This is a genomic window from Limnohabitans sp. TEGF003 (genome assembly GCF_055395455.1).
The window spans coordinates 1467337-1492035 of sequence record NZ_AP029225.1; the positions used below are offsets into that span (position 1 = coordinate 1467337).

The following is a 24699-nucleotide window of genomic DNA, read 5'->3' on the forward strand; positions in this document are numbered from 1 at the left end:
CTCACTCGGATACAGGGTAGGAACCCAGCACCTTGTAGAACGCGCACAGGCCTTGCAACTCTTGCAGGGCCGCCGCCACATGCGGTTCGCTGATGTGGCCCTGCAGGTCGATGTAGAAGTAATACTCCCACTGGCCCGATTTGGCGGGTCGTGACTCAAAGCGCGTCATCGACACGCCGTTGTTTTTGAGCGGTACCAGGAGGTCGTGCACCGCGCCGGGGCGGTTGGGCACCGACACCACCAAGCTGGTGCAGTCCTTGCCCGATGCCGGGGGCGTGGCCAGGGTCTGGGGCAGGGTGATCACGGCAAAACGCGTGCGGTTGAAGGCTTCGTCCTGGATGGCGTGGTGCACGATGTGCAGGCCAAACTGGCTGGCCGCGCGTTCGCTGGCCAAAGCCGCCCACGCCGGGTTGGTGGCGGCCAGGCGGGCGCCTTCGGCGTTGCTGGACACGGCGCGGCGCTCCACATGCGGCAGGTGTTTGGACAGCCAGCCCTGGCACTGGGCCAGCGCCTGCGGGTGGGCCATCACGACCTCGATGCCTGCGTCCGAGTTGAGCTGGCGCAGCAAATTGAAGCGCACCTGCAAACTGACTTCTCCCACCACATGCACGGGCGAGCGCAGGAACAAGTCGAGCGAGCGGGCCACCACGCCTTCGGTGGAGTTTTCCATGCCCACCACGCCGTATTGGGCGGTGCCTGCGGCGGTGGCGTGGAAGACTTCGTCGAAGTTGGCGCAGTAAATCAGGTTGGCGGCACTGCCAAAAAATTCAATGGCCGCCTGTTCGCAGAACGTGCCTTGGGGCCCAAGCACCGCCACGCGCTGCGGGGCTTCCAGCGCCAGGCAGGCCGACATGATTTCGCGCCAGATGGAGGCGACGTGTTCGTTTTTCAGGGGGCCGGGGTTGGCGCTGGTGATCTTGTCGATGACCTGCGCCACGCGGTCGGGTCGGAAGAAGGGTGAGCCTTCAGCGCGTTTGATCTCGCCGACCTGTTCGGCTACGTGGGCGCGTTGGTTCAGCAGGCTCAGCAGCTGCTTGTCCAGTGCATCAATTTGCACACGCAAAGCGCCCAAGGCGTCCGACTGAATGGGTTGTTGGCTCATGTCTCTTGTACTTTCTGGCGGCCTGGTTGAGGGACCTCAGGCCTGTGTTTTTTCAAATTCGCGCATGTAGGCCACCAGAGCCTGCACACCTTCAAGAGGCATGGCGTTGTAGATGCTCGCGCGCATGCCGCCGACCGATTTGTGGCCCTTGAGTTGCAGCAGATTGGCCGCTTTGGCACCCGCCAAAAAGGCTTCGTTGCGCGACTCGTCACGCAAATAGAAGGGCACGTTCATGCGTGAGCGGCAGTCCTTGGCGACCTTGTTGACGTACAGGCTGGAGCTGTCGAGAAAGTCGTAAAGCAACTGGGCCTTGGCGATGTTGCGTTGCTCCATGGCGGCAATGCCGCCGTTTTTCTTGAGCCACTGGAACACCAACCCGGCAATGTAGATGCTGTAAGTGGGCGGCGTGTTGTACATCGACTGGTTGTCATTCACCAGTTTGTAGTCAAAGGCGCTCGGGCAATGTGGCAGGGCATGGCCGATCAGGTCTTCGCGCACGATGACCAAGGTCAGGCCCGCAGGCCCCAAATTTTTTTGCGCACCACCAAAGGCCAGGCCCACGCGAGACCAATCCACCGGGCGCGAAGCGACATGCGAAGAAAAATCCACCACCAGCGGGGCGTCACACCCCAGGGCTTTCAGGTCGGGCAGTTCGTGGAACTCCACGCCGTGGATGGTTTCGTTGCCGCAGATGTGCACATAGCGACTGTCCGCACCGATCTGCCACGTGGCGGGGGCAGGCAGGCTGGTGAACCCGTCGGTCTGGGACGAAGCGGCCACGCGTGCAACACCGTATTTACCGGCTTCTTTGTGCGACTTCTGACTCCAGCTGCCCGTCAGCACAAAATCCATGGCCCCGCCTTGCGACAGGTTGAGCGGCACGATGGCATTCTCGGCCAGGCCGCCGCCTTGCATGAACAAAATCCTGAAGTGGGCGGGCACGGTCAACAGCTCGCGCAAGTCCGCTTCGGCCTGCTCGTAGATGCTGATGAACTCCTTGCCGCGGTGGCTCATCTCCATCACGCTCATGCCCGAGCCGTGCCAATCCAACATTTCGGCCGCAGCTTGCTGCAAAACGGCCTCGGGCATGACGGCGGGCCCCGCCGAAAAATTGAACGCTCTGCTCATGCCTTATTCCGCTGCGGGCGCGCTGTCATCGGTCGAAGCATCCGCATCGCCCTCGGCGGCATTCGCGTCGTTTTCGACGATGCGTTGCAGGCCTGAGAGTTTGGCCCCTTCGTCCAGACCGATCAGGGTCACGCCCTGTGTGGCGCGGCCCAGCTCGCGGATTTCGGCCACGCGGGTGCGCACCAAAACACCTGTGTCGGTGATCAGCATGATCTCGTCATCGGCGTGCACCAAGGTGGCGGCGACGACTTTGCCATTGCGCTCGGATTGCTGGATGGCGATCATGCCCTTGGTGCCACGGCCGTGGCGGGTGTATTCGGTGATGCTGGTGCGTTTGCCGTAGCCGTTTTCGGTGGCGGTGAGCACGCTTTGTGTTTCATCTTCGGCCACCAGCATGGCGATCACGCTCTGGCCTTCTTCGATCATCATGCCGCGCACACCACGGGCACTGCGGCCCAGCGGTCTGACATCGTTTTCGTCAAAGCGCACGGCCTTTCCGCCGTCGCTGAACAGCATCACATCGTGTTGGCCGTCCGTCAGGGCTGCGCCAATCAAGAAGTCGCCTTCGTCCAAATTGACGGCAATGATGCCGCCCTTGCGTGGGTTGCTGAATTCATCCAGCGAGGTTTTCTTGACCGTGCCCATGGAGGTGGCCATGAACACGTATTGGTTATCGGGGAATGTGCGCGCCTCGCCGGTCAGGGCCAGGACCACGTTGATCTTCTCGCCCTCTTGCAGCGGGAACATGTTGACGATGGGGCGGCCGCGCGATCCGCGTGAACCCGCAGGCACTTCCCAGACCTTGAGCCAATACAAGCGGCCGCGGTTGGAGAAGCACAGCAGGTAGTCGTGGGTGTTGGCGATGAAGAGTTGGTCGATCCAGTCGTCTTCTTTCGTGACGGCGGCTTGCTTGCCCCGGCCGCCGCGTTTTTGCGAACGGTATTCACTCAGCGGTTGACTCTTGATGTAGCCGCTGTGCGAGAGGGTCACCACCATGTCGGTGGGCGTGATCAGGTCTTCGGTCGAGAGGTCTTGTGCGCTGTGTTCGATCTCGCTGCGGCGAGCGCCAATCTTGGTCTGACCAAATTCCTGACGCACGGTGCCCAGCTCGTCGCCAATGATGGTCGAGACACGCTCGGGCTTGGCCAGGATGTCCAGCAGGTCTTCGATCTCGGCCATGACCTCTTTGTACTCGGCCACGATCTTGTCTTGCTCCAGCCCGGTCAGGCGTTGCAGACGCATTTGCAAAATCTCTTGCGCTTGCGTGTCGGACAGACGGTACAGGCCGTCTTGGCCCAATCCGTATTCGCGCTCCAGACCTTCTGGTCGGTAATCGTCGGCGTTGACCACCGAGCCGTCATCGCGTGCACGGGTCAGCATGGTGCGCACCATCTGGCTGTCCCAGGCACGGGTCATCAGCTCGACCTTGGCCACGGGGGGGGTGGGTGCACCACGAATGATGGCGATGAAATCGTCGATGTTGGCCAAAGCCACCGCCAGGCCTTCGAGCACATGGCCGCGGTCTCGCGCTTTGCGCAGCTCGAACACGGTGCGGCGTGTCACCACTTCGCGGCGGTGTTGCAGGAAGACCTGGATCAGGTCTTTCAGGTTGCACAGCTTGGGCTGGCCGTCAATCAGGGCCACCATGTTCATGCCAAAGGTGTCTTGCAGCTGAGTCTGTTTGTACAGGTTGTTCAGCACCACCTCGGGCACCGCGCCGCGCTTGAGTTCGATCACCAGGCGCATGCCCGACTTGTCGGATTCGTCCTGGATGTGGCTGATGTCCTCGATCTTCTTCTCGTGCACCAGCTCGGCCATGCGCTCTTGCAGGGTCTTTTTGTTGACCTGGTAGGGCAGCTCATCGACCACGATGCACTGGCGCTGGCCTTTGTCGATGTCTTCAAAATGGCACTTGGCCCGCATCACCACGCGGCCACGGCCTGTGCGGTAGCCTTCCTTGACACCGGTCATGCCATAAATGATGGCGCCCGTCGGGAAGTCGGGCGCAGGCACGATTTCCATCAGTTCATCGATCGAGGCTTCGGGGTTGCGCAGCAGATGCAGGCAGGCGTCCACCACTTCATTGAGGTTGTGCGGCGGGATGTTGGTGGCCATGCCCACGGCAATGCCGCCCGAGCCGTTGATCAGCAGGTTAGGCAGGCGTGAGGGCAGCACCAGGGGTTCTTTTTCCGAGCCGTCGTAGTTGGGGCCAAAGTCAACCGTTTCCTTGTCGATGTCGCCCAGCATCTCGTGGGCGATCTTGGCCAGGCGGATTTCGGTGTAACGCATCGCCGCTGCGTTGTCGCCGTCCACCGAACCGAAGTTGCCCTGGCCGTCCACCAGCATGTGGCGCATCGAAAAGTCCTGCGCCATGCGCACGATGGTGTCGTACACCGATTGGTCGCCGTGCGGGTGGTATTTACCGATCACGTCGCCGACGATACGTGCCGACTTCTTGTAGGGGCGGTTCCAGTCGTTGTTCAGCTCGTGCATCGCGAACAAAACACGGCGGTGCACGGGTTTGAGACCGTCGCGCGCATCGGGCAATGCACGACCCACGATCACGCTCATGGCGTAATCGAGGTAGCTGCGCCGCATTTCCTCTTCCAGACTGATGGGCAGTGTTTCTTTGGCGAACTGGGTCATAAAAAGAGTGAGGGATAAATGGACGCAATGTGAATCCACGATTTTAGGTGCAAGCCGATGTCGCGTATATGCAACATTTAGGATTCATCCGAATCGTTGACGGACATGCACGTGCACCAATTAACGAACAGGCCTTCCGTCTATGGCACAATATTTATCAACGGTTCAGGTGACGGTCATCTGAAACGTATTTTTTTCGCAGCGAGTCTGCGGCTTTATCCCTCAAGAGGAAGACCATGAAGAAATTCAACAAAGTGGCGATGTTGTTTGCCTCCGCAGCTCTCGTAACAGCCGCAGGCGCACAATCGGTTGACAACTGGCGTAACGGTTCCGGCGACCTCGTCTGGAAAAACGGCACCCAAGAACTGTGCTGGCGCGATGCCAACTGGACACCCGCTACTGCAGCAGCTGGTTGCGATGGCGCCATCGTGGCTCCCAAGGCTGCTCCAGCTCCAGCCCCCAAAGCTGCTCCAGCACCTGCTCCCAAGGCCGCTGCACCTGCACCAGCACCCGCTGCGGCCACCAAGGTGACCTACGCTGCTGACGCTTTCTTTGATTTCGACAAAGCCGTGTTGAAAGCCGAAGGCAAAGCCAAGCTGGACGACCTGGTCGGTAAAGTCAAAGGCATCAACCTGGAAGTCATCATCGCTGTGGGTCACACCGACTCCGTGGGCTCCGATGCTTACAACCAGAAGCTGTCTGTCAAGCGCGCTGACGCTGTGAAGGCTTACTTGGTGACCAAGGGCATCGAGAAAAACCGTGTTTACACCGAAGGCAAAGGCGAGAAGCAGCCAGTCGCCGACAACAAAACCTCTGCTGGCCGTTCCAAGAACCGCCGCGTGGAAATCGAAGTGGTGGGCACACGCGCCAACAAGTGATCCTGTTTCAGGTTCGCCCAAAAGCCCCAGCAATGGGGCTTTTTTTTGGCCGTTTTTTCTGGACAAGCCCCTGTTGATCGACAATTCAGCCCATGACTTCACCCATTACCTACGTTTCCAATGTTGATCCGGCCGAATTGGCCAAGTTCTCTGATCTGGCCCACCGATGGTGGGACCCTGAAAGCGAATTCCGTCCCCTGCACCAGATCAATCCGCTGCGCCTGGAGTGGATTCATGGCTTGGTGCCCCTGGGGGACTTGAAGGTGGTGGATGTGGGTTGCGGTGGTGGCATCCTGGCCGATGCCATGGCCCGCAAGGGTGCGCAGGTGCTGGGCGTGGACCTGGCCACCAAATCCCTCAAAGTGGCCCAGTTGCATGCGCTCGAGGCCGGAACACAAGGTGTGCAATACCGCGAAATCAGCGCTGAGGCGCTGGCCGCAGAGCAGCCCGAGCAGTTCGATGTGGTCACCTGCATGGAAATGCTGGAACACGTGCCCGACCCCGCGTCGGTGGTCAAGGCCTGTGCCCAAATGGTCAAGCCCGGTGGCTGGGTGTTTTTTTCCACGCTCAACCGCAACCCCAAATCCTTCCTGTTTGCCATCGTCGGGGCCGAATACATCCTGAAACTCTTGCCCAAAGGCACGCACGAGTTTGCGCGCCTGATCAAACCCAGCGAACTCACGGCTTGGGCACGTGAAGCCGGGCTGGATGCGCAAGGGTTCAAAGGCATGGAATACAACCCCTTCACCAAGCGTTACTGGCTCAGTCAGGACACCAGCGTGAACTATTTGCTGGCTTGCCGGAAAGCCTGACCATGTTCCACAACGTACAAGCTGTTCTGTTTGATCTGGACGGCACACTCATCGACAGTGCCCCGGACTTGGGTGCGGCGGCAGACAAAATGCGCACCGATCGCGGTTTGCCGTCTTTTCCCCTTGATCACTACCGACCCATGGCTGGCGCCGGGGCACGGGGCATGCTGGGCATCGCCTTCGGCATGACGCCCGAACACCCCGACTTCGAGGCCATGAAGGAGGAGTTTTTCGTCAATTACGAAAGTTGCATGACCGAGCGCACCCGCATCTTTGAGGGCGTGGCCGACATGGTGGCCCGTTTGGTCGCGCAAGGATTGCCTTGGGGGGTGGTGACAAACAAATCCAGCCGCTTTACCGATCCCTTGACCCAGGCCATGGATCTGTTTGCCACAGCCGGGGCGATTGTCAGCGGCAACACCACGCCCCATGCCAAGCCACACCCTGAACCCCTGTTCGAAGCTGCGCGGCGTTTGTCGGTCGACCCGTCGCGTTGTGTGTACGTGGGCGACGACGAACGCGACATCGTGGCGGGCTTGGCTGCAGGCATGGGCACCGTGGCGGCCACCTACGGTTATTTGGGCCAACAGGCTGATATTTCTCGCTGGAATGCCCATCTGCACATTGATTCTCCGATGGACCTCTTGAAATTCCTCCAGAGCGCCTAAAATAGGAGGCTCAGGGGCTGCACTGGTTTCGACATGGGTTCGGACGCGTGGCAGGGCATGTCGAGGTTCTGATCCTCGTTAATCTTCGGAAAAAAAACTAACTGCAAACGACGAACGTTTCGCACTCGCCGCTTAATCCGGTGAGCCTTGCAACAGTTGGCCGATAGGCTGGGTTAGGGTGATGGGGGTGTCAAAGCCTCCAAAGTCCTAGCTGCAAGGTAAAACATATGGGCTGGCATCACCTCGGGTACCTTGGGGTGGTGTGAGAAAAAAGGGTGCTGGCTGGATGTTCAGCGTGTCGCTGCGCGGTGCATTTGGCGAGACTCAAATCAGACGACTACACATGTAGAACTGTACGAAAAAGGCTTATGGACGGGGGTTCAAATCCCCCCAGCTCCACCATATGCAAGCAAAAAAGCCGCTGGGTTAATACCCAGCGGCTTTTCTTTTTGGGTGGTTGGGCTTGCCCTGGTGGGGCTGATCAGGCTTGAGCAGCCGCAGTTTTGTTGTTGTCCTGCGTGTGCAGTTCAATGTACCTGCCGGCCAGGAAGGCGGTGAAGAAGCCGTTGAACCAGTCCATGTTGATGGGCTTGGCCATGAAGATGGTGCCTTCTGGCAGGCCGCCTTTGGCTTCAACTTCTTCTGGAGTCAAGGCAGACAACACCAAGGTGGTCATGCGGTTGAATTGCTGGTTTTGACGCAGGGTTCGCAGCAATTCAAAGCCGTCCACGCCGGGCATGTCCAAATCGGTGATCAGCACATCGGGCTTGATGCTGGAGATGTCGATCAAGGCCTCCAAGCCGGATGACATGGCCGTGCAGTCGACCGGCATGCTGGAACGGTTGCAGTAGCCGCGCAGCATTTCACGGGTGACCGCATCGTCTTCGACGAGCAGTACGCGAAGACGGTTGTCGCGTGGCTCGTTGGGGATGGTCAGCATGTTGTGCTTGCGTTGGTATTCGCGGATAGAGGGCATCGATATCCGGCGATGGCCTCCTTGCGTCTTCCAAGCTTGCAGCTCATTTTTTTCGACCAATGTTTGAATCGTACCGACCGACAGCCCCAGCAGTTTGGCTGCATAGGTGGTGCCGCAGTAGTCTTCCGGGGTGTCAGGTGTGGTGTTTGTTTGCATGATGGTTTATTTTAGTAATAAAAGTATAAAAACCAATCCACGAATAATCTTAAAAGTTGTTAAAAAATGTGCTTTACGGCAAAAATTGTTGAAGTGCTTCGGTTTTCTCGTGAAAAGTCCCAAATCGTACACGGTGTTCTGTGGTTGGGGCTTGGTCTCCGCCGCGACAAAGTCACACCGACGCCAAAGGGGTTGGGCGATTAACATGCAGCACCACCTTCATAGAGGAGTTTGCTGATGCCCGCACACGCTGCTGTCTGGCCTGCGCGCCTGCCCTTCCGGATCATTGCGCCTGCCACGTCCCTGTGGATGAACCTGGCGATCAGCGCCTTGCGATACCCCGACAAAGCCGCGTTGGTCTTCATGGGCCGGGTCTGGACTTACCGTGAGTTGATGGCCAGCGCCGAGCAGCTGGCCGGGCAGCTCAAAGCCTTGGGCGTACAAGCGGGCGACCGCGTGGTGCTGGACATGCAGAACTGCCCGCAGCTGGTGATCACGCACTTTGCCATTTTGCGCATCGACGCGGTGGTGGTGCCGGTCAACCCGATGAACCGGGCCGAGGAGCTCAAGCACTACATCACCGACCCGGACACGAAGGTGGCGGTGACCACGGCCGATTTGGCCCCGGACTTGGCGCAGGCCAGCGAGGCCTTGCCGCCCGAGCAGCGCCTGAAACACCTGGTGGTGACGCAGTTCACCGATGTGTTTGACCCTGCAGCCGTGGGTCCAGAAGACATGCCCGACGCCTGGCGGCCTTGGTTGCTGCCCGTGCGCGACTTGCCGGTTTTGAGCTCGGGTCAGGTGCATGCCTGGGCTGCTGTGATGGCGCAGTCCGCTGTGGCTTTGCCGCCGCCCCAGGCCAAACCTGACGACCTGGCCATCTTGCCCTACACCAGCGGCACCACCGGGCTGCCCAAGGGCTGCATGCACACACATGGCACCATCATGCACAACGCCATGTCCAGTGGCCTGTGGGGCAATGGCACGCCGGAAAACGTGACCCTGTGCGTGGTGCCCATGTTCCACATCACCGGCATGGTGAGCGTGATGCACACCAGCATCTTGCTGGGTGCCAGCCTGGTGGTGATGCCGCGCTGGGACCGCGATGTGGCGGGGCATTTGATCTCCAAATGGCGCGTGACGCACTGGACCAACATCCCGACCATGGTGATCGACCTGCTGGGCAGCCCGCACATGGACCGCTATGACTTGACCAGCTTGACCTACATTGGTGGTGGCGGTGCGGCCATGCCCGAGGCGGTGGCCCAGCGTTTGCTGGACCAGTTTGGACTGCGTTATGTGGAGGGCTATGGCCTGACCGAGACCGCCGCGCCTTCGCACACCAACCCGCCCGATGCGCCCAAAAAACAGTGTCTGGGCATCCCCTTCATGAGCGTGGAGTCGCGCATCGTTGACCCCGAGACCCTGGCCGAATTGCCGCCCGGCGAGTCGGGCGAGATCGTGATCAGTGGGCCGCAGGTGTTCAAGGGCTATTGGAAGCGGCCGGAGGCGACCGCGGCGGCGTTCTTTGAGCGCGATGGGTTCCGGTTTTTCCGTTCGGGTGACATGGGCCGGGTCGATGAGCAAGGTTACTTTTTCATGACCGACCGCTTGAAGCGCATGATCAATGCCAGCGGTTTCAAGGTCTGGCCAGCCGAGGTCGAGGCCTTGATGTTCCGCCACCCTGCCATCCAGGAGGCCTGCATCATCGCCACTCGCGACGCCTACCGGGGCGAATCGGTCAAGGCGGTGGTGGTTTTGCGGCAAGACCACAAGGGCAAGGTGTCCGAGCAGGACATCATCGATTGGTGCCGTGAGAATATGGCCGTTTACAAAATGCCCCGCGCTGTGAGTTTTGTCGATGCCTTGCCCAAGAGCGGCAGCGGCAAAGTCATGTGGCGGGCACTGCAAGAGGCCGAAATGGCCGCCTTGGGCGCACCAGCAAAAGCGTGAACGCCCGGTGGGCACAAGCCCGAGTTCCTATTTGAAACACCGAATGAGTCTGAGACTTTCCATCCTTGACCAATCGGCCGCTGCCTCCGGGCGCGGTCAGGACGCGACCATTCGCCAGACTTTGGCGCTGGCGCAAAAGGCCGAGGCCTGGGGTTATGACCGTTTCTGGGTGAGCGAGCACCACAGCCACCCCAGCATCGTGGGCAGTGCCCCCGAGGTTTTGATGGCCGCCATCGCTGCCCGCACCCAGCGCATCCGCATCGGCAGCGCGGGGGTGATGTTGCCGCACTACGCGCCGCTGAAGGTGGCTGAGCAGTTTCGCGTGCTGGACGCGCTGGCCCCGGGACGCATCGATCTGGGGGTAGGCCGCGCCCCCGGCAGCGACGGTCGCACCGCGCAACTGCTCAACCCCGACCGCAGCGCCTCGGAGCGCTTTCCGCAGCAGGTCATGGAGCTGCAAGCCTGGGTGAGCGGGCAGAACCTGCCACCGGGCCACCCGGGGCACAACGTCTACGCTTACCCGCAATCGGGCAGCGCGCCCACGGTGTGGATGCTGGGCAGCTCGGACTATGGTGCGCAATTGGCCGCGCACTTGGGTCTGCCCTATGCGTTTGCCTACTTCATCACCGACGGGCAGGGCGCTGACGAAGCCCTGCAGATTTACCGCGAAACCTTCCGCCCCAGCGCGGGCTTGGCCAAACCCTGCGCCGCGCTGTGTGTCTGGGCGCTGGCCGCCGACACCGACGAAGAGGCGCTGCGCCTGTTCGAAAGCCGTGCCCGCTGGAAGATGGACCGGAACTTGGGCCGCATCGGGCCTCTTTTGCCACCCGAGGAAGCGGTGCGTGATTACAGCCCGGCTGAGCAGTTCGCCCTGCAGCGCCTGCGCGAATCGGCCCTGATCGGCTCGGCCGCCACCGTGGGCCGCAAGTTGCGCCAACTGGCCGCGCGGCTGCAGGTCGATGAGCTGGTGGTCATCACCTGGACACATGACCCTGCAGCCCAAATGCGTTCTTACGAGCTGCTCGCCCAGGAATTTGCATTGGCGGCAAACTCTGCCCTTTGATTTTTAACCCCAAGGATTTTTGACATGTTCACCACCGCGATCGCTGGCAGCTTGCCCAAACCCGCCTGGCTGGCCGAGACCGAAAAACTCTGGCCCCAGTGGAAAACCCAAGGCCCCGAGTTGCAACAAGCCAAGGCCGACGCCACGCTGCTGTGGATCAAGCAGCAGGAAGACGCAGGTCTGGACGTGATCGGTGACGGCGAGCAAGCCCGCCAGCACTTTGTGCACGGCTTTGTCGAGCAGGTTGAGGGCATCGACTTTGTGAACAAGGTCACCATGGGCATCCGCAACAACCGCTACGACGCGCAGGTGCCACAAGTCATCGCGCCGCTGCGCCTCAAGGGCCGTGTGCATGCTTTTGAGGCCCAGCTGGCCCGCGCCCATACGAAAAAGAAACTGAAATTCACCTTGCCCGGCCCGATGACCATCGTGGACACCTTGGCCGACCGCTTTTATGGCGACAAGGTCAAGATGGCCATGGCTTTTGCCGAGCTGCTCAACCAGGAAGCGCTGGCGTTGCAAGCCGATGGCGTGGACATCATCCAGTTCGACGAACCGGCCTTCAACGTCTACATGGACGAAGCGGCCGACTGGGGTGTCAAGGCCCTGGAGGTGGCTGCGCGTGGCCTGACCTGCACCACGGCGGTGCACATTTGCTACGGCTACGGCATCGAAGCCAACAACAAATGGAAAGAGACACTGGGCGAGGAATGGCGCCAGTATGAAAAGGTGTTTCCGGCCCTGGCCAAGAGCAGCATCCAGCAAGTGAGTCTGGAGTGCATGCACTCGCATGTGCCGATGGAGCTGATGAAGTTGCTCGAAGGCAAGGACGTGATGGTCGGCGTGATCGACGTGGCCAACCCGGCCATCGAAACGCCCGAGGAAATCGCCGACACGATTGGCCGCGCGCTGCAGTTTGTGCCCAAGCAACACCTGATTGCCTGCACCAACTGCGGCTTGGCCCCGATGAGTCGCGCGGTGGCGGAAGCCAAGCTCAAGGCCCTGGCCGAAGGGGCCAAGCTGGCCAGCCAGCGCTACGCCTGAAGGTGTCCAGTCTGGGGGCGCGTTATGCTTGCATCCTTTGCCTGATTTCTCGGACGTTTTCATGCCCCAACAAACCCTGCAGCCGCCTTTGACCTCAGCCGACCAGCTCAATGCCACTTTGGCGACACAGGGCTTTGCGGTGCTTGGGGCCGCCACTGTCTGCGCTTTGGCAGGTGTGCAGATTGAGGACTTGCAGGCACTGGAGCCCAGCTGGAGCGATTTGCCACCGGACCAGTACCTCAAGGACGGTGGACGCTACCGCCGCCGCCGCCATGCCAGCTTTGAAGTCACGGCTGACCGGGCCATGGCCGTGGCGCACCGTGCCCATTGGCAACCCCTGTCTTACAACGCTTTGCATGGCGGCATGCAGCGCTGGTTTGAGCCGATGGCCCCTGCGGTTGTTCAACAAGATGCTTGGCAGAAACTTTTGTGCTGGTTGGCGAAGGTGGCTTCCGATGCCCAAGGCGACCAGACCTGGTTCACCGAGGCGCATCAGTTCCGCATCGACACCACCGACGGCATTGGCCGCCCCACACCCGAGGGCGCGCACCGCGATGGTGTGAATTGGGTGGCGGTGTTTTTGGTGGGCCGCCACGGCATCAAAGGCGGCGAAACCCGGGTGTTTGACATGGACAGCCCGCGTGGCCAGCGCTTCACCTTGACCGAGCCTTGGTCATTGCTCCTGCTGGACGACAGCCGGGTGATTCACGAAACCACGCCGATCCAGCCCGAGCAAGCAGGCGGCTGGCGCGACACCCTGGTGGTCACGCTCCGCGCGGGTGGTTTTTTGGACGAGCCCAAGCGCTGAATCAGGGCGGGCTCAACCCCGATCAGTCACGGAAGTTGTCAAACGACAGCGGCAACTCGGTCATGTCCTTGCGCAGCAGGGCCATGGCAGCCTGTAGGTCGTCGCGCTTGGCACCGGTCACGCGCACCGCATCGCCCTGGATGGACGCCTGCACCTTCAGCTTGCTTTCCTTGATCACTTTGGTGATCTTCTTGGCGTCTTCGGTCTCGATGCCATTTTTCACCTTGATCACCTGCTTGACCTTGTCGCCGCCGATTTTCTCGACTTTGCCAATGTCCAGAAAGCGCACGTCCACGTTGCGCTTGGTCAGCTTGTTGCGCAGGATGTCTTCGACCTGCGTGAGCTGAAACTCGGCATCGCCGAACATCGTGATCTCTTTGTCCTTGAGCTCGATGGCGGCCGACGTGCCTTTGAAGTCAAAACGGGTGCCGATTTCTTTGGCAGAGGTGTCAACGGCGTTGCGCACTTCGACCATATTGGGTTCGCAAACGGTATCAAACGAGGGCATGGCAGAAAAAATCCGAGGTTGAGAATGCGACAATTCTCCCATGAACCTGGAGAAAAATGTCCCCCTGCAGCCGTACAACACGTTCGGCATCGCCGCCAAGGCCCAGGCTTTGGTGCGGGTACGCTCCGAAGCCGATCTCTTGGCTGTTTTAGCCGACCCGCAACTGGCCACCTTGCCTCGGCAGGTGCTGGGCGGCGGCAGCAACATCGTTCTGACCGGGGACGTCAAGGCCCTGGTGCTCAAGATGGAGGTGCCCGGCATTCGCCTGGCTTCCGAGACCGACAAACACTGGATCGTTGAAGCGGGTGCTGGTGTGGACTGGCACGCATTGGTGGCCTGGACCCTGGACAACGGCTACCCGGGTCTGGAGAACATGGCCCTGATTCCCGGCACCGTGGGCGCATCGCCCGTGCAGAACATTGGCGCCTATGGCGTGGAGCTGCAGGACCGCTTCGATTCGCTGGACGCCATGGACATGCTCACGGGCGAGCTGTTCAGCCTGAACGCCGCGCAGTGTGGCTTCAGCTACCGCGATTCGGTGTTCAAACACGCATCGGGTGGCGCGGATGGCCTGGGTCTGGCGGGCCGTGCGGTGATTTTGCGGGTGAGGTTCGCGCTGCCCAAGCGCTGGAAGCCCGAGCTGGGCTACCTGGATCTGGAACGCAAGATGGCCGAGACCGGCATCCACAACCCCGATGCCCGGCAGATTTTTGATTGGGTGGTGGCGATCCGCCGTGCCAAACTGCCCGACCCGGCCGTGGTCGGCAACGCGGGCAGCTTTTTCAAGAACCCCACCGTGACGCAGGAGCAATGCGCCGACATCATCGCCCGCGACCCCAAGGTGGTGCACTACCCCATGCCCGACGGCACCATCAAGCTGGCAGCGGGCTGGTTGATCGACGCCTGCGGCTGGAAAGGCAAGACGGTGGGCCATGCCGGGGTGTACGAAAAGCAGGCGCTGGTGCTGGTGAACCGGGGTGGGCGCGAGAACCCTTGCACGGGGGGCGAGGTGATGACCTTGGCCCGGGCGATTCAAACCAGTGTGTACGAGCGGTTTGGGATTCGGCTGGAGCCTGAGCCTGTTGTGATTTGATTTTTGCTTCTGTGGTGCTGTTCCGCGCCGGGTTGTGGCCTGAGCGGTCGGCCTCATCACTCGCTTCGCTCGCCAAATCGGCCGATCCGCTCAGGCCACAACCCGGCGCTGCGAAGCCAAAGACCTCAAAAACTGCTTGTGTTTCAACGGACGCAGCCTTGTTGCGGGTGCCTGCCGGACTCGCCGATTTGGCGAGCGAAGCGAGTGATGAGGCGAGCCGGCAGGCACCCGCAACAAGGCGGAAAATACCCACAATGCAAGAAAAGACAACAAAAAACGGCCCGAAGGCCGTTTTTCAATGGAGCAGCAAAAAATCACTTCTTGCCGTTGCCATCCAGCTTGTAGATGTGCGGACCTTCGCCCACCGACAGCAGGCCCGTGTGGGCGTAGATGCCCAACTTGGCGCGGGTGTCGGTGATGTCGAGGTTGCGCATGGTCAATTGGCCGATGCGGTCCAGCGGGCTGAACGGGGCGTCTTCCACTTTCTCCATGCTCAGACGCTCGGGCGCGTAGGTCAGGTTGGGGGACTCGGTGTTGAGGATGCTGTAGTCGTTGCCGCGGCGCAGCTCCAGCGTCACGGTGCCGGTCACGGCGCGGGCCACCCAGCGCTGGGCGGTTTCGCGCAGCATGATGGACTGCGGGTCGAACCAGCGGCCCTGGTACAAAAGGCGACCCAGGCGCAGGCCGTTGATGCGGTACTGCTCGATGGTGTCTTCGTTGTGGATGCCGGTGACCAGACGCTCGTAGGCGATGTGCAGCAGCGCCATGCCGGGGGCTTCGTAGATGCCGCGGCTCTTGGCTTCGATGATGCGGTTTTCGATCTGGTCGCTCATGCCCAGGCCGTGGCGACCGCCGATTTCGTTGGCCTTGAGGAACAGCTCGACCGGGTCGGCGTATTCCACGCCGTTCAGCGCCACGGGCATGCCTTCTTCAAAGCGCACGCTCACTTCTTCGGCCTTCACTTCGACTTCGGGCTTCCAGAACGCCACGCCCATGATGGGGTTGACGATGCGGATACCACTGTTCAGATGCTCCAGGTCTTTGGCTTCGTGCGTCGCGCCCAGCATGTTGCTGTCGGTGCTGTAGGCCTTTTCGGCGCTCATCTTGTAGCCAAAGCCGTTGGCGGTCATGAAGGCGCTCATTTCGGCGCGGCCACCCAACTCGTCGATGAACAGCTGGTCCAGCCAGGGCTTGTAGATTTTGAGGCTCGGGTTGGTCAGCAGACCGTAGCGGTAAAAGCGCTCGATGTCATTGCCCTTGAAGGTGCTGCCGTCGCCCCAGATGTTGACGTCGTCTTCCTTCATGGCGGCCACCAGCATGGTGCCGGTCACGGCGCGGCCCAGGGGGGTGGTGTTGAAGTAGGTGATGCCCCCTGTGCTGATGTGGAAAGCACCGCACTGGATGGCGGCAATGCCTTCGTGCGCCAGCTGGGTGCGGCAGTCGACCAGGCGGGCTTTTTCTGCGCCGTATTCCATCGCCTTGCGGGGAATCTCGTTGTAGTCGGCTTCGTCAGGCTGGCCCAGGTTGGCGGTGTAGGCGTAGGGCAGGGCGCCCTTTTGCTTCATCCACAGCAGGGCGGCAGACGTGTCCAGGCCGCCCGAGAAGGCGATACCGACTTTTTGCCCTTTGGGCAGGTTTTGCAGGATGGTGCTCATGTTCTGAATCCGATCAACCAAAGTGGCAGATGTAGTGGTAAGGCTCGGTCACGCGGATCTCGAACTTGGAATTGCCGGGGATGCTGAACTCTTCGCCTGCGCTGGACTTGATCCATTCGGTGCTGCCGTCGAGCTTGTATTCGCAGGAGCCACCCACGCATTCCATGATTTCGGGGGCACCGGTGTTGAAGGTCAGGGTGGCGGGCAGGATCACGCCGACCGACAGCTTGGTGCCGTCGGGCAGGGTCAGGCCGTGGCTGACGCATTTGCCGTCAAAGTAAACATTGGCTTGGGTGTTGACGGAGACGCCGTCGATTTTTTCGGTGGTCATGGAGTGTGCTTTCTGGGGCGGTGGTTGCCGCGTCAATGCAAAAGGGCGTCTTGAGACGCCCTTTGCGGCAAATCAACCCGGCATTTTAGGCCAGACGCCGGGTCTGACCGCAGGCGGATGGGGAAGGGCCTGCTCAGCGCCAGTGCCCATGTCGGTGCGCAGGGGGCCATCCCCAGCCCATGGTCACGTGGCTGTAGACGGGTGGGTGGCTGCGGTACACAGGAGCGGGCACATTAGCCGAGCACCGATTCACCGGTTCGCGGTTCAGGCAGGCCACTGCTCGGGTGTAAACCCGACGGTGACTTGCCCCGAAGGCCAGGCAATGACCGGCCGCTTGATGGTGCTGGCATGTTCGAGCATGACTTTTTTGGCGCTGGCGCTGTCGGTCACGCTGGCTTGCACCGCGGCGTCCAGCTTGCGCCAGGTGGTGCCTTTGCGGTTGAGCAGGGTTTCCCAGCCCAACGCCGCCAGCCAGGTGTCCAGCTGCGCCTCGGGCACGCCTTGTTTTTTGAAATCGTGAAATGCCGCGTTCAAGCCCTGGTCGGTCAGCCAGGTGCGGGCTTTTTTGACGGTGTCGCAGTTGGGAATGCCGTAAACAATGGGGTCCATGGGGATTTGATCCAAGGGAAAGTGACAAGACTGGGCGACAATCGCCGCCTATGAAGACTCTACAGGAATGGCTCGACTGGTGCGAGCAGTTACACCCCGTGGCCATCGACATGGGGCTGGACCGTGTGAAAACCGTGGCCGACCGCATGCAGCTGCGTTTTGACTGCCCCGTCATCACCGTGGCGGGCACCAACGGCAAGGGCTCGACCTGCGCCATGCTCGAAGCCGTTTTGCTGCAAGCCGGATACCGCACAGGCGTCTACACCTCGCCGCACTTGGTGCATTTTGAAGAGCGCTGCCGCCTGCATGGCGAATCGGCTTCGGCCGAAGTGTTTGCAGAGGCTTTTGCGGCCGTGGAAGCGGTGCGGGGCGACGTGAGCCTGACCTATTTCGAGTTCAGCACACTGGCCATCCTGCACCTGATGGCCCGCGCCAACCTGGATGTGGCGATTTTGGAGGTCGGTTTGGGCGGGCGTCTGGACGCGGTGAACATCATCGACGCCGATTGCGCGGTGATCACCAGCATCGACATCGACCACACGGCCATTTTGGGCAAAGACCGTGAGAGCATCGGTTTTGAGAAGGCGGGCATCATGCGGGCCGGTCGGCCTGTCATCGTGAGCGACCCGGTGCCGCCGCAAAGCGTGATTGACCATGCGTCTGCCGTCGGCGCCGATCTGTGGCAGTTTGGCCGCGATTTCAATTTTTCGGGCGACAAGCAGCAGTGGGCCTGGGCAGGGCGCGACCGCCGCTACAGCGGCATGGCCTACCCGGCCTTGCGCGGGGCCAATCAGCTGATCAACGCTTCGGGCGTGCTGGCCGCGCTGGACGCCTTGCGCCAGCGCATTCCCGTCACGGCCCAGGCGGTGCGCAACGGTCTGGCCATGGTGGAGTTGCCCGGGCGCTTCCAGATCGTGCCGGGCCAGCCGGTTTTGGTGCTGGACGTGGCGCACAACCCGCATTCGGTGGCGGCGCTGGCGGCCAACCTGGATGCCATGGGCTTTTACCCCACGACCCACGCGGTGCTGGGGGCCATGGCCGACAAGGACCTCTTGCCCATGCTGCAAAAGGTCAACCCGATGGTGGACAAGTGGTATTTCACCGATTTGCCCTTGCCCAGGGCTGCCAAAGCGGCCGATTTGCAGCAGGCCTGGCAAACGCAAAACACCCGCACCGACACCGCCTCGAGCGTGCATGCCGACCCCATGCAGGCCCTGCAGGCGGCCATCGATTCGGCAGACCCGGCTGATAGAATCGTGGTCTTTGGCTCCTTCTATACCGTGGGCGGTGTTTTGAAAGACGGCATCCCGCGTCTGCAAGCCAAACACCTGAGCCCGTGAGCACCACGCCATGGCCTTTTTCAAGTTCCGATTTCCTGGTCAAACCGCTTCGGGTGAAGCGGTGACAGCCGGCCCCAACGAAAACATCGAAGTGGTTCGCCGCCGCGCGCGGCACCGTTTGATGGGGGCTGTGGTGCTGGTGCTGGTGGCCGTGGTGGGATTTCCCCTGCTGTTCGATACCCAGCCCCGACCTGTCGCGGTGGACACGCCCATCGTGATCCCTGACCGGCAAAGCATACCCCCCTTGTCGAGCGGCACCCCGGTGCCCGCAAGCCAGGCCCCAGCCAAACCTTTGCTGCCTGCCTCCGAGCCTGTGACGGCCCAAGCCAGTCTGGATGCCCGTGAAGAGGTGGTCCCTGCGCCCGCGCCCACCGCGCCAGCCCCCCAGGCAGAGCCTGCCAAAGTGGCTCCACCTGTTGCAAAAGCCCCAGACAAAGAACCCGTGGTTAAGCAGGATGCCCCTGCCGCGGCCCCTGTAAAGGCCGACAAGCCCGCACCCGTGAAGCCCAAGGACGATGGCGACAAGGCCCAGGCACTGCTGGAGGGTAAGCAACCTGTCAAGGCATCCGCTGGGCGCGTCGTGATCCAGGTGGGCGCGTTCAGCGATCCTGCCAAAGTGCGTGAAGTGCGCAGCAAGCTGGAGCAAGCGGGCGTGAAAACCTACACCCAGGTGGTGGAGCGCGACGGCAAGAGCACGACCCGCATCCGCGTGGGTCCTTTCGAAACGCGTGAAGAGGCCGACAAGGTGGCCGCCCGCATTCGCAAGCTCGACTTGCCTGTGTCTTTCTTGAAGATCTGACATGGCGGTCAGCCTCACCGATTGGGTTTTGTTGGGGGTGTTGTTCGCCTCCATGCTGGTGGGGCTTTGGCGCGGACTGGTCTACGAGGTGTTGTCCCTGGCGGGCTGGGTGGCTGCTTTTGTGGTGGCGCAGTGGCTGGCAGCCGATGTGGTCGGGTGGCTGCCCATGATTCAGGGCGCACCCCAATCGGTGCAGTACGCGGTGGCTTTTGCGGTGGTTTTCATGGCCACGGTCTTTGCCGCTGGCCTGTTGTCCTGGTTGATCAAGAAGTTGGTGGAAACGGTCGGTTTGCGTCCGGTCGATCGCACGCTGGGCGGTGTGTTCGGCTTGGCGCGTGGACTGGTGCTGTTGTTGGCTTTGACCGTCATCCTGCAATTGACGGGCATGGCGCGTGACACCTGGTGGACGTCGGCCCAAGGCCCGGTTTGGCTGGACCTCATCCTGACGGGCCTGAAACCCCTTTTGCCCCAGACCTTTGTGGAATATTTGCCCTGAGTTTTTCGGGACAGTTCGATTTTTGAACGGATTAAAAGTATGTGTGGAATTGTCGGCGTTGTCAGCAGCGCACCGGTCAATCAGTTGATTTACGACGCCTTGTTGCTCCTGCAGCACCGGGGCCAGGATGCCGCAGGCATCGTCACGCAACTGGACCGCAAGTTTTTCATGCACAAGGCCAAGGGCATGGTGCGCGACGTGTTTCGCACCCGCAACATGCGCAGTCTGCCCGGCAACTGCGGTCTGGGCCAGGTGCGCTACCCGACAGCGGGTAACGCCTTCAGCGAAGAAGAGGCGCAGCCGTTTTATGTGAACGCCCCCTTTGGCCTGGTGCTGGTGCACAACGGCAACCTGACCAATGCGCACGCGCTCAAGGCCGAATTGTTTTCCAACGACCACCGCCACATCAACACCGAGAGCGACTCCGAGGTGCTGCTCAACGTGCTGGCCCATGAGCTGGAAAAAACCACGCGCGGCTTGCCTCTGAAGCCGGTGGACGTGTTCGAGGCCGTGCGCGGCGTGAACCGCCGTGTCAAAGGCTCTTACGCGGTGATCGCGCTGATCGCGGGCCATGGTCTGGTGGCTTTCCGAGACCCGCACGGCATTCGTCCCCTGTGCATGGGCCGCAGTGCCGACGGTACCGTCATGCTCGCCAGCGAGTCGGTGGCCCTGGACGGCACAGGCCACCAGTTTGAACGCGACGTGGCGCCAGGCGAGGCGATTTTTGTCGACCTGCAGGGGCAGATGCACACCCAGCCATGCGCCGACAAGGCGCAGCTGAGCCCCTGCATTTTTGAATACGTCTACCTGGCCCGACCCGACTCCACCATGGACGGCATCTCGGTTTACCAGGCCCGCCTGAACCTGGGTGAGACCCTGGCCAAACGTGTCATCTCCACGGTGCCACCGAGCGACATCGATGTGGTCATTCCAATCCCCGAGTCCAGCCGCCCCAGCGCCACGCAACTCGCACACCTGCTGGGTATCCCCTACCGCGAAGGTTTTGTGAAAAACCGTTATGTGGGCCGCACCTTCATCATGCCGGGTCAGGCGGTCCGCAAGAAGTCGGTTCGTCAAAAGCTCAACGTCATCGTGAGCGAATTCAAGGGTCGCAATGTGCTGCTGGTGGACGATTCCATCGTGCGCGGCACCACCAGCCGCGAGATTGTGCAAATGGCGCGAGACGCTGGTGCCCGCAAGGTCTACATGGCCAGCGCCGCGCCGCCCGTGCGCTACCCCAACGTGTACGGCATTGACATGCCTACCAAAGAAGAGTTGGTGGCGCACGGCCGCAGCATCGAAGAAATCCGCGAGATCATCGGTTGCGACGCCCTGATTTACCAGGACGTGGACGCCATGAAAACCGCCGTGGCCCAAGCGCGTGTCAACGCTGCCGGGGCGCTGTCCAACTTTGATGCGTCCTGTTTCGACGGTGTGTACGTGACAGGCGACATTTCCATCGACGACATCACCCGCTTGAACCAAACCCGCCCCCAGGTGGAAGAGGGCGACGACGACCATTCGCGTTTGGCTTTGCCCAACGCCAGCGAGTGAGCCCAGCCATGACGCAAGCCAAGCAATTTGACGATCTGCACATCGAAACCCTGGCGGTGCGTGCCGCCGTGGAACGCAGCCAGTACGGTGAAAACTCCGAGGCCCTGTTCCTGACCAGCGGTTATGTGCAGCCCACGGCCGCCGCCGCCGCCGCCCGATTTGCGGGCGATGAGGAAGGCTACACCTATGGCCGCTACGGCAACCCCACCGTGGCCAGCATGGAGATGCGCCTGGCCGCACTCGAGGGCACTGAAGCGGCCATGGGCACGGCCTCGGGCATGTCTGCCATCTTGATGATGTGCCTGGGGCTGCTCAAAGCAGGCGACCATGTGCTGTGCTCGCGCTCCATGTTTGGCTCAACGATCAAGCTGATTGGCTCTGACCTGGCCAAGTTCGGTGTGGAGTCCAGCTTTGTGTCGCAGACCGACTTGAAGGAGTGGCAAGCCGCCATTCGCCCGAACACACGCTTGTTGTTTGCCGAAACGCCCACCAACCCCTTGACCGAGGTGTGCGACATCCAGGCGCTGGCCGACATGGCGCACAACGCAGGCGCGTTGTTTGCCGTGGACAATTGCTTTGCCACGCCCGCCCTGCAACGCCCTGTGGCCATGGGGGCCGACATCATCATGCATTCGGGCACCAAGTACCTGGACGGCCAGGGCCGCGTGATGGCGGGTGCCTTGTGCGCGCCGCAGCAAATGATCACCGAGAAGTTTTTGCCGGTGCTCAAAAGCGGCGGCATGACGCTCGCGCCCTTCAACGCCTGGGTGGTGCTCAAGGGGCTGGAAACACTGGACCTGCGCATGCGGGCGCAGAGCGCCCGTGCGCAAATTTTGGCCGAGTGGCTCGAAAAGCACCCCTCGGTGGCCCGCGTTCATTACCCAGGCTTGGCCAGTCACCCGCAGCACGACTTGGCGATGCGCCAGATGTCCGGCTTGGGCGGTGCGGTGTTGTCTTTCGACGTGAAAGCCGATGGCCCCGAGCAAGCCCGCGCACGGGCATTCCATGTGCTCGATTCGATGCAAATGTTGTCCTTATCGACCAACCTGGGGGACACCAAAACCCTGGTGGCCCACCCGGCCAGCACCTCGCACGGCCGCCTGACCGAAGCCCAGCGCCAAGCGGCCGGCATTGGCCAGGGCCTGATCCGCGTGGCCGTCGGCCTCGAATACCCGCAAGACATTCAAAAAGACCTCTCCCGTGGTCTCGACACCCTCTGATATGACCCTTTCTGTACGCACGCGCACCCGCTTTGCCCCATCGCCCACGGGCTTCATTCATCTGGGCAACATCCGCTCGGCTTTGTACCCCTGGGCCTTTGCCCGCGCCACGGGCGGCGACTTCATCTTGCGCATCGAAGACACCGACCTGGACCGCTCTACGCAAGCGTCTGTTGACGTGATCATCGAAGGCATGGCCTGGTTGGGGCTGGACCACGACGAAGGTCCGTTCTACCAAATGCAACGCATGGACCGCTACAAAGCGGTGCTGGCCGACTTGATTGCCGCGGGCCATGTCTACCCTTGCTACATGAGCATGGCAGAACTCGACGCCTTGCGCGAACGCCAGATGGCCAACAAGGAAAAGCCCCGTTACGACGGCACCTGGCGTCCGGCAGAGGGCAAAAACCTGCCCGCGATTCCCGAGGGTGTGAAGCCCGTGCTGCGCTTCAAGAACCCGATCGGCGGTGTGGTCGCTTGGGACGACAAGGTCAAAGGCCGCATCGAGATCAGCAACGACGAGCTCGATGACCTGGTGATCGCCCGCCCTGACGGCACGCCCACCTACAACTTTTGCGTGGTGGTGGACGACATCGACATGCAGATCACCCATGTGATCCGTGGCGACGACCATGTGAACAACACGCCGCGCCAGATCAACATCTTCAAAGCCTTAGGCAAAGAGCCTCCGGTGTATGCCCACTTGCCCACCGTGCTGAATGAGCAGGGCGAGAAGATGAGCAAGCGCAACGGGGCCAAGGCGGTCACGGCTTACCGTGACGAAGGCTATTTGCCCGATGCCATGGTCAACTACCTGGCGCGTCTGGGCTGGAGCCACGGCGACGACGAAATCTTCAGCCGTGCACAGTTCCTCGAGTGGTTCAACCTGGACCATCTGGGCCGCAGCGCCGCACAATTTGACGAAGCCAAGCTCAAGTGGGTCAATGCCCAGCACCTCAAGGCCATGCCTGATGATGCGCTGGCCCAGCATGTTCAGCCCTTCCTGGCCAAACTGGGTGTGGTGGCCGATGAGCGCCTGGCCAACATTTGCGGCCTGTTCAAGGACCGCTGCGACACGCTGGTGGTTTTGGCCCAATGGATTTCGGCGTTTTATTTGGACGTGGTGCCCAATGCCGAAGAGAAAGCCCAGCATGTGACCGATGCGGTCAAGCCTGCTTTGGCTGTGTTGGCGGGCAAGCTGTCCAGCTGTGCGTGGGACAAGGCATCCATTGCGGCGGCGATCAAGGAAACCTTGGTCGAAACCGGCCTCAAGATGCCTCAAATCGCCATGCCTGTTCGGGTGTTGGTGATGGGCACGGCCCAGACACCATCGCTCGATGCGGTGCTCGCTTTGAGCCAGAGAGAAAAAATTCTGGAGCGCTTGAAAAACGCCTGAAATTCTGTCTATAATTCAAGTCTCGACACCAACGAGGCATAACGAAAAAGCAGCAATGCTCGACGTTTTACCAAAGGGGGTATAGCTCAGCTGGGAGAGCGCTTGCATGGCATGCAAGAGGTCAGCGGTTCGATCCCGCTTACCTCCACCAACGTGTTGAGAATGTTCGCAAGAACAAGTTTCGAAAGAAACAGTCCAGGTTATGACCCTATCGTCTAGAGGCCTAGGACATCACCCTTTCACGGTGAGTACCGGGGTTCGAATCCCCGTAGGGTCGCCAAGTTTTGTAGCACTTGGTCAGTTGCACAAGCAGCTTGACAAAAGTTACAGCTACCAGGAGTGGTAGTTCAGTTGGTTAGAATACCGGCCTGTCACGCCGGGGGTCGCGGGTTCGAGTCCCGTCCACTCCGCCAAAATAGAAAAAGCCGTTGATTTTCAACGGCTTTTTTCTTTTGGGTCTCGCA

At 61.0% G+C, this 24699-nt stretch carries 22 protein-coding genes, 3 tRNA genes and 1 other RNA gene; 18 read left to right on the forward strand and 8 right to left on the reverse strand.

All coding sequences use genetic code 11. The annotated features are described in order from the left end of the window. Position 1: 1 nt before the first annotated feature. The 3 genes from pheA to gyrA are packed head-to-tail and all read right to left on the reverse strand — an operon-like array spanning position 2 to position 4876. On the reverse strand, positions 2-1102 hold the full coding sequence (gene pheA / locus ACZ5RT_RS07205; protein ID WP_291924429.1) for a prephenate dehydratase: 1101 nt from the start codon (positions 1100-1102) through the stop codon (positions 2-4). Between the two features lie 36 nt (positions 1103-1138). Continuing rightward, complete coding sequence (gene serC, locus ACZ5RT_RS07210; protein WP_464454021.1) at positions 1139-2230, reverse strand: 3-phosphoserine/phosphohydroxythreonine transaminase; 1092 nt, start codon at positions 2228-2230, stop codon at positions 1139-1141. Positions 2231-2233: 3 nt separating this feature from the next. Beyond that, positions 2234-4876 carry a DNA gyrase subunit A gene (gene gyrA, locus ACZ5RT_RS07215; RefSeq protein WP_464454022.1) on the reverse strand — a complete coding sequence of 881 codons (2643 nt, stop codon included), beginning with the start codon at positions 4874-4876 and terminating at the stop codon, positions 2234-2236. A gap of 236 nt (positions 4877-5112) precedes the next feature. On the opposite strand from gyrA, the gene ompA reads away from it, so the two are divergent. From ompA to ssrA, 4 genes are all read left to right on the forward strand, one after another. Continuing rightward, positions 5113-5754 (forward strand): outer membrane protein OmpA, encoded by a 642-nt coding sequence (ompA, locus tag ACZ5RT_RS07220; RefSeq protein ID WP_464454023.1) that lies wholly within the window; start codon positions 5113-5115, stop codon positions 5752-5754. 92 nt (positions 5755-5846) lie between these two features. Beyond that, positions 5847-6566, forward strand: a complete 720-nt coding sequence (ubiG, locus tag ACZ5RT_RS07225) for a bifunctional 2-polyprenyl-6-hydroxyphenol methylase/3-demethylubiquinol 3-O-methyltransferase UbiG (RefSeq protein ID WP_464454024.1) — start codon at positions 5847-5849, stop codon at positions 6564-6566. A gap of 2 nt (positions 6567-6568) precedes the next feature. Continuing rightward, a complete protein-coding gene (locus ACZ5RT_RS07230; RefSeq protein WP_291924418.1) occupies positions 6569-7234 on the forward strand; it encodes an HAD-IA family hydrolase in 666 nt (221 codons plus the stop codon). 13 nt (positions 7235-7247) lie between these two features. Next, positions 7248-7636: a transfer-messenger RNA gene (gene ssrA / locus ACZ5RT_RS07235) on the forward strand. 79 nt (positions 7637-7715) lie between these two features. Here ssrA and ACZ5RT_RS07240 read toward each other — a convergent pair. Then, positions 7716-8366 (reverse strand): response regulator, encoded by a 651-nt coding sequence (locus tag ACZ5RT_RS07240; RefSeq protein WP_108427688.1) that lies wholly within the window; start codon positions 8364-8366, stop codon positions 7716-7718. Positions 8367-8603: 237 nt separating this feature from the next. Here ACZ5RT_RS07240 and ACZ5RT_RS07245 point away from each other — a divergent pair, with 237 nt between their 5' ends. The 4 genes from ACZ5RT_RS07245 to ACZ5RT_RS07260 all read left to right on the forward strand — a co-directional run bounded on the left by ACZ5RT_RS07245 (position 8604) and on the right by ACZ5RT_RS07260 (position 13234). Further along, positions 8604-10319, forward strand: coding sequence for a long-chain fatty acid--CoA ligase (locus ACZ5RT_RS07245; protein ID WP_464454025.1), 1716 nt, complete (start codon positions 8604-8606; stop codon positions 10317-10319). Positions 10320-10362: 43 nt separating this feature from the next. Next, positions 10363-11382 carry an LLM class flavin-dependent oxidoreductase gene (locus ACZ5RT_RS07250; RefSeq protein WP_464454026.1) on the forward strand — a complete coding sequence of 340 codons (1020 nt, stop codon included), beginning with the start codon at positions 10363-10365 and terminating at the stop codon, positions 11380-11382. Between the two features lie 24 nt (positions 11383-11406). After that, on the forward strand, positions 11407-12426 hold the full coding sequence (locus ACZ5RT_RS07255) for a methionine synthase (protein ID WP_464454027.1): 1020 nt from the start codon (positions 11407-11409) through the stop codon (positions 12424-12426). Between the two features lie 61 nt (positions 12427-12487). Beyond that, positions 12488-13234 (forward strand): 2OG-Fe dioxygenase family protein, encoded by a 747-nt coding sequence (locus ACZ5RT_RS07260; RefSeq protein WP_291925373.1) that lies wholly within the window; start codon positions 12488-12490, stop codon positions 13232-13234. 22 nt (positions 13235-13256) lie between these two features. On the opposite strand, the gene ACZ5RT_RS07265 is transcribed toward ACZ5RT_RS07260, so the two are convergent. Further along, positions 13257-13742: a YajQ family cyclic di-GMP-binding protein gene (locus ACZ5RT_RS07265; RefSeq protein WP_108427692.1), complete on the reverse strand. Its 486-nt coding sequence runs from the start codon at positions 13740-13742 to the stop codon at positions 13257-13259. Positions 13743-13782: 40 nt separating this feature from the next. Between ACZ5RT_RS07265 and murB the strand changes: the two genes are divergently transcribed. Continuing rightward, positions 13783-14835, forward strand: coding sequence for a UDP-N-acetylmuramate dehydrogenase (murB, locus tag ACZ5RT_RS07270; RefSeq protein ID WP_464454028.1), 1053 nt, complete (start codon positions 13783-13785; stop codon positions 14833-14835). 314 nt (positions 14836-15149) lie between these two features. Here the strand turns inward: murB and argG are convergent, their stop codons facing one another. From argG to ACZ5RT_RS07285, 3 genes are all read right to left on the reverse strand, one after another. Beyond that, positions 15150-16490 carry an argininosuccinate synthase gene (argG, locus tag ACZ5RT_RS07275; protein WP_464454029.1) on the reverse strand — a complete coding sequence of 447 codons (1341 nt, stop codon included), beginning with the start codon at positions 16488-16490 and terminating at the stop codon, positions 15150-15152. 13 nt (positions 16491-16503) lie between these two features. After that, positions 16504-16821, reverse strand: a complete 318-nt coding sequence (gene ppnP, locus ACZ5RT_RS07280; protein ID WP_353245425.1) for a pyrimidine/purine nucleoside phosphorylase — start codon at positions 16819-16821, stop codon at positions 16504-16506. A 264-nt stretch (positions 16822-17085) separates the two neighbouring features. Continuing rightward, positions 17086-17430 (reverse strand): ArsC family reductase, encoded by a 345-nt coding sequence (locus tag ACZ5RT_RS07285; RefSeq protein ID WP_464454030.1) that lies wholly within the window; start codon positions 17428-17430, stop codon positions 17086-17088. A gap of 50 nt (positions 17431-17480) precedes the next feature. On the opposite strand from ACZ5RT_RS07285, the gene folC reads away from it, so the two are divergent. From folC to ACZ5RT_RS07330, 9 genes are all read left to right on the forward strand, one after another. After that, positions 17481-18770, forward strand: coding sequence for a bifunctional tetrahydrofolate synthase/dihydrofolate synthase (folC, locus tag ACZ5RT_RS07290; RefSeq protein WP_464454031.1), 1290 nt, complete (start codon positions 17481-17483; stop codon positions 18768-18770). 10 nt (positions 18771-18780) lie between these two features. Next, positions 18781-19569 (forward strand): SPOR domain-containing protein, encoded by a 789-nt coding sequence (locus ACZ5RT_RS07295; protein ID WP_464454032.1) that lies wholly within the window; start codon positions 18781-18783, stop codon positions 19567-19569. Between the two features lies 1 nt (position 19570). Further along, on the forward strand, positions 19571-20065 hold the full coding sequence (locus tag ACZ5RT_RS07300) for a CvpA family protein (RefSeq protein ID WP_422169513.1): 495 nt from the start codon (positions 19571-19573) through the stop codon (positions 20063-20065). A gap of 39 nt (positions 20066-20104) precedes the next feature. Further along, a complete protein-coding gene (gene purF / locus ACZ5RT_RS07305) occupies positions 20105-21619 on the forward strand; it encodes an amidophosphoribosyltransferase (protein WP_464454033.1) in 1515 nt (504 codons plus the stop codon). Between the two features lie 8 nt (positions 21620-21627). Next, entirely contained in the window at positions 21628-22839 is a 1212-nt protein-coding gene (locus ACZ5RT_RS07310; protein WP_464454034.1) for an O-succinylhomoserine sulfhydrylase, read from the forward strand. 1 nt (position 22840) lies between these two features. After that, a complete protein-coding gene (gltX, locus tag ACZ5RT_RS07315) occupies positions 22841-24235 on the forward strand; it encodes a glutamate--tRNA ligase (RefSeq protein ID WP_464454035.1) in 1395 nt (464 codons plus the stop codon). Between the two features lie 75 nt (positions 24236-24310). Next, positions 24311-24386: transfer RNA gene (locus ACZ5RT_RS07320), tRNA-Ala, on the forward strand. Between the two features lie 53 nt (positions 24387-24439). Next, positions 24440-24515, forward strand: a tRNA-Glu gene (locus tag ACZ5RT_RS07325). Between the two features lie 56 nt (positions 24516-24571). After that, positions 24572-24648: transfer RNA gene (locus tag ACZ5RT_RS07330), tRNA-Asp, on the forward strand. Positions 24649-24699: the final 51 nt, after the last annotated feature.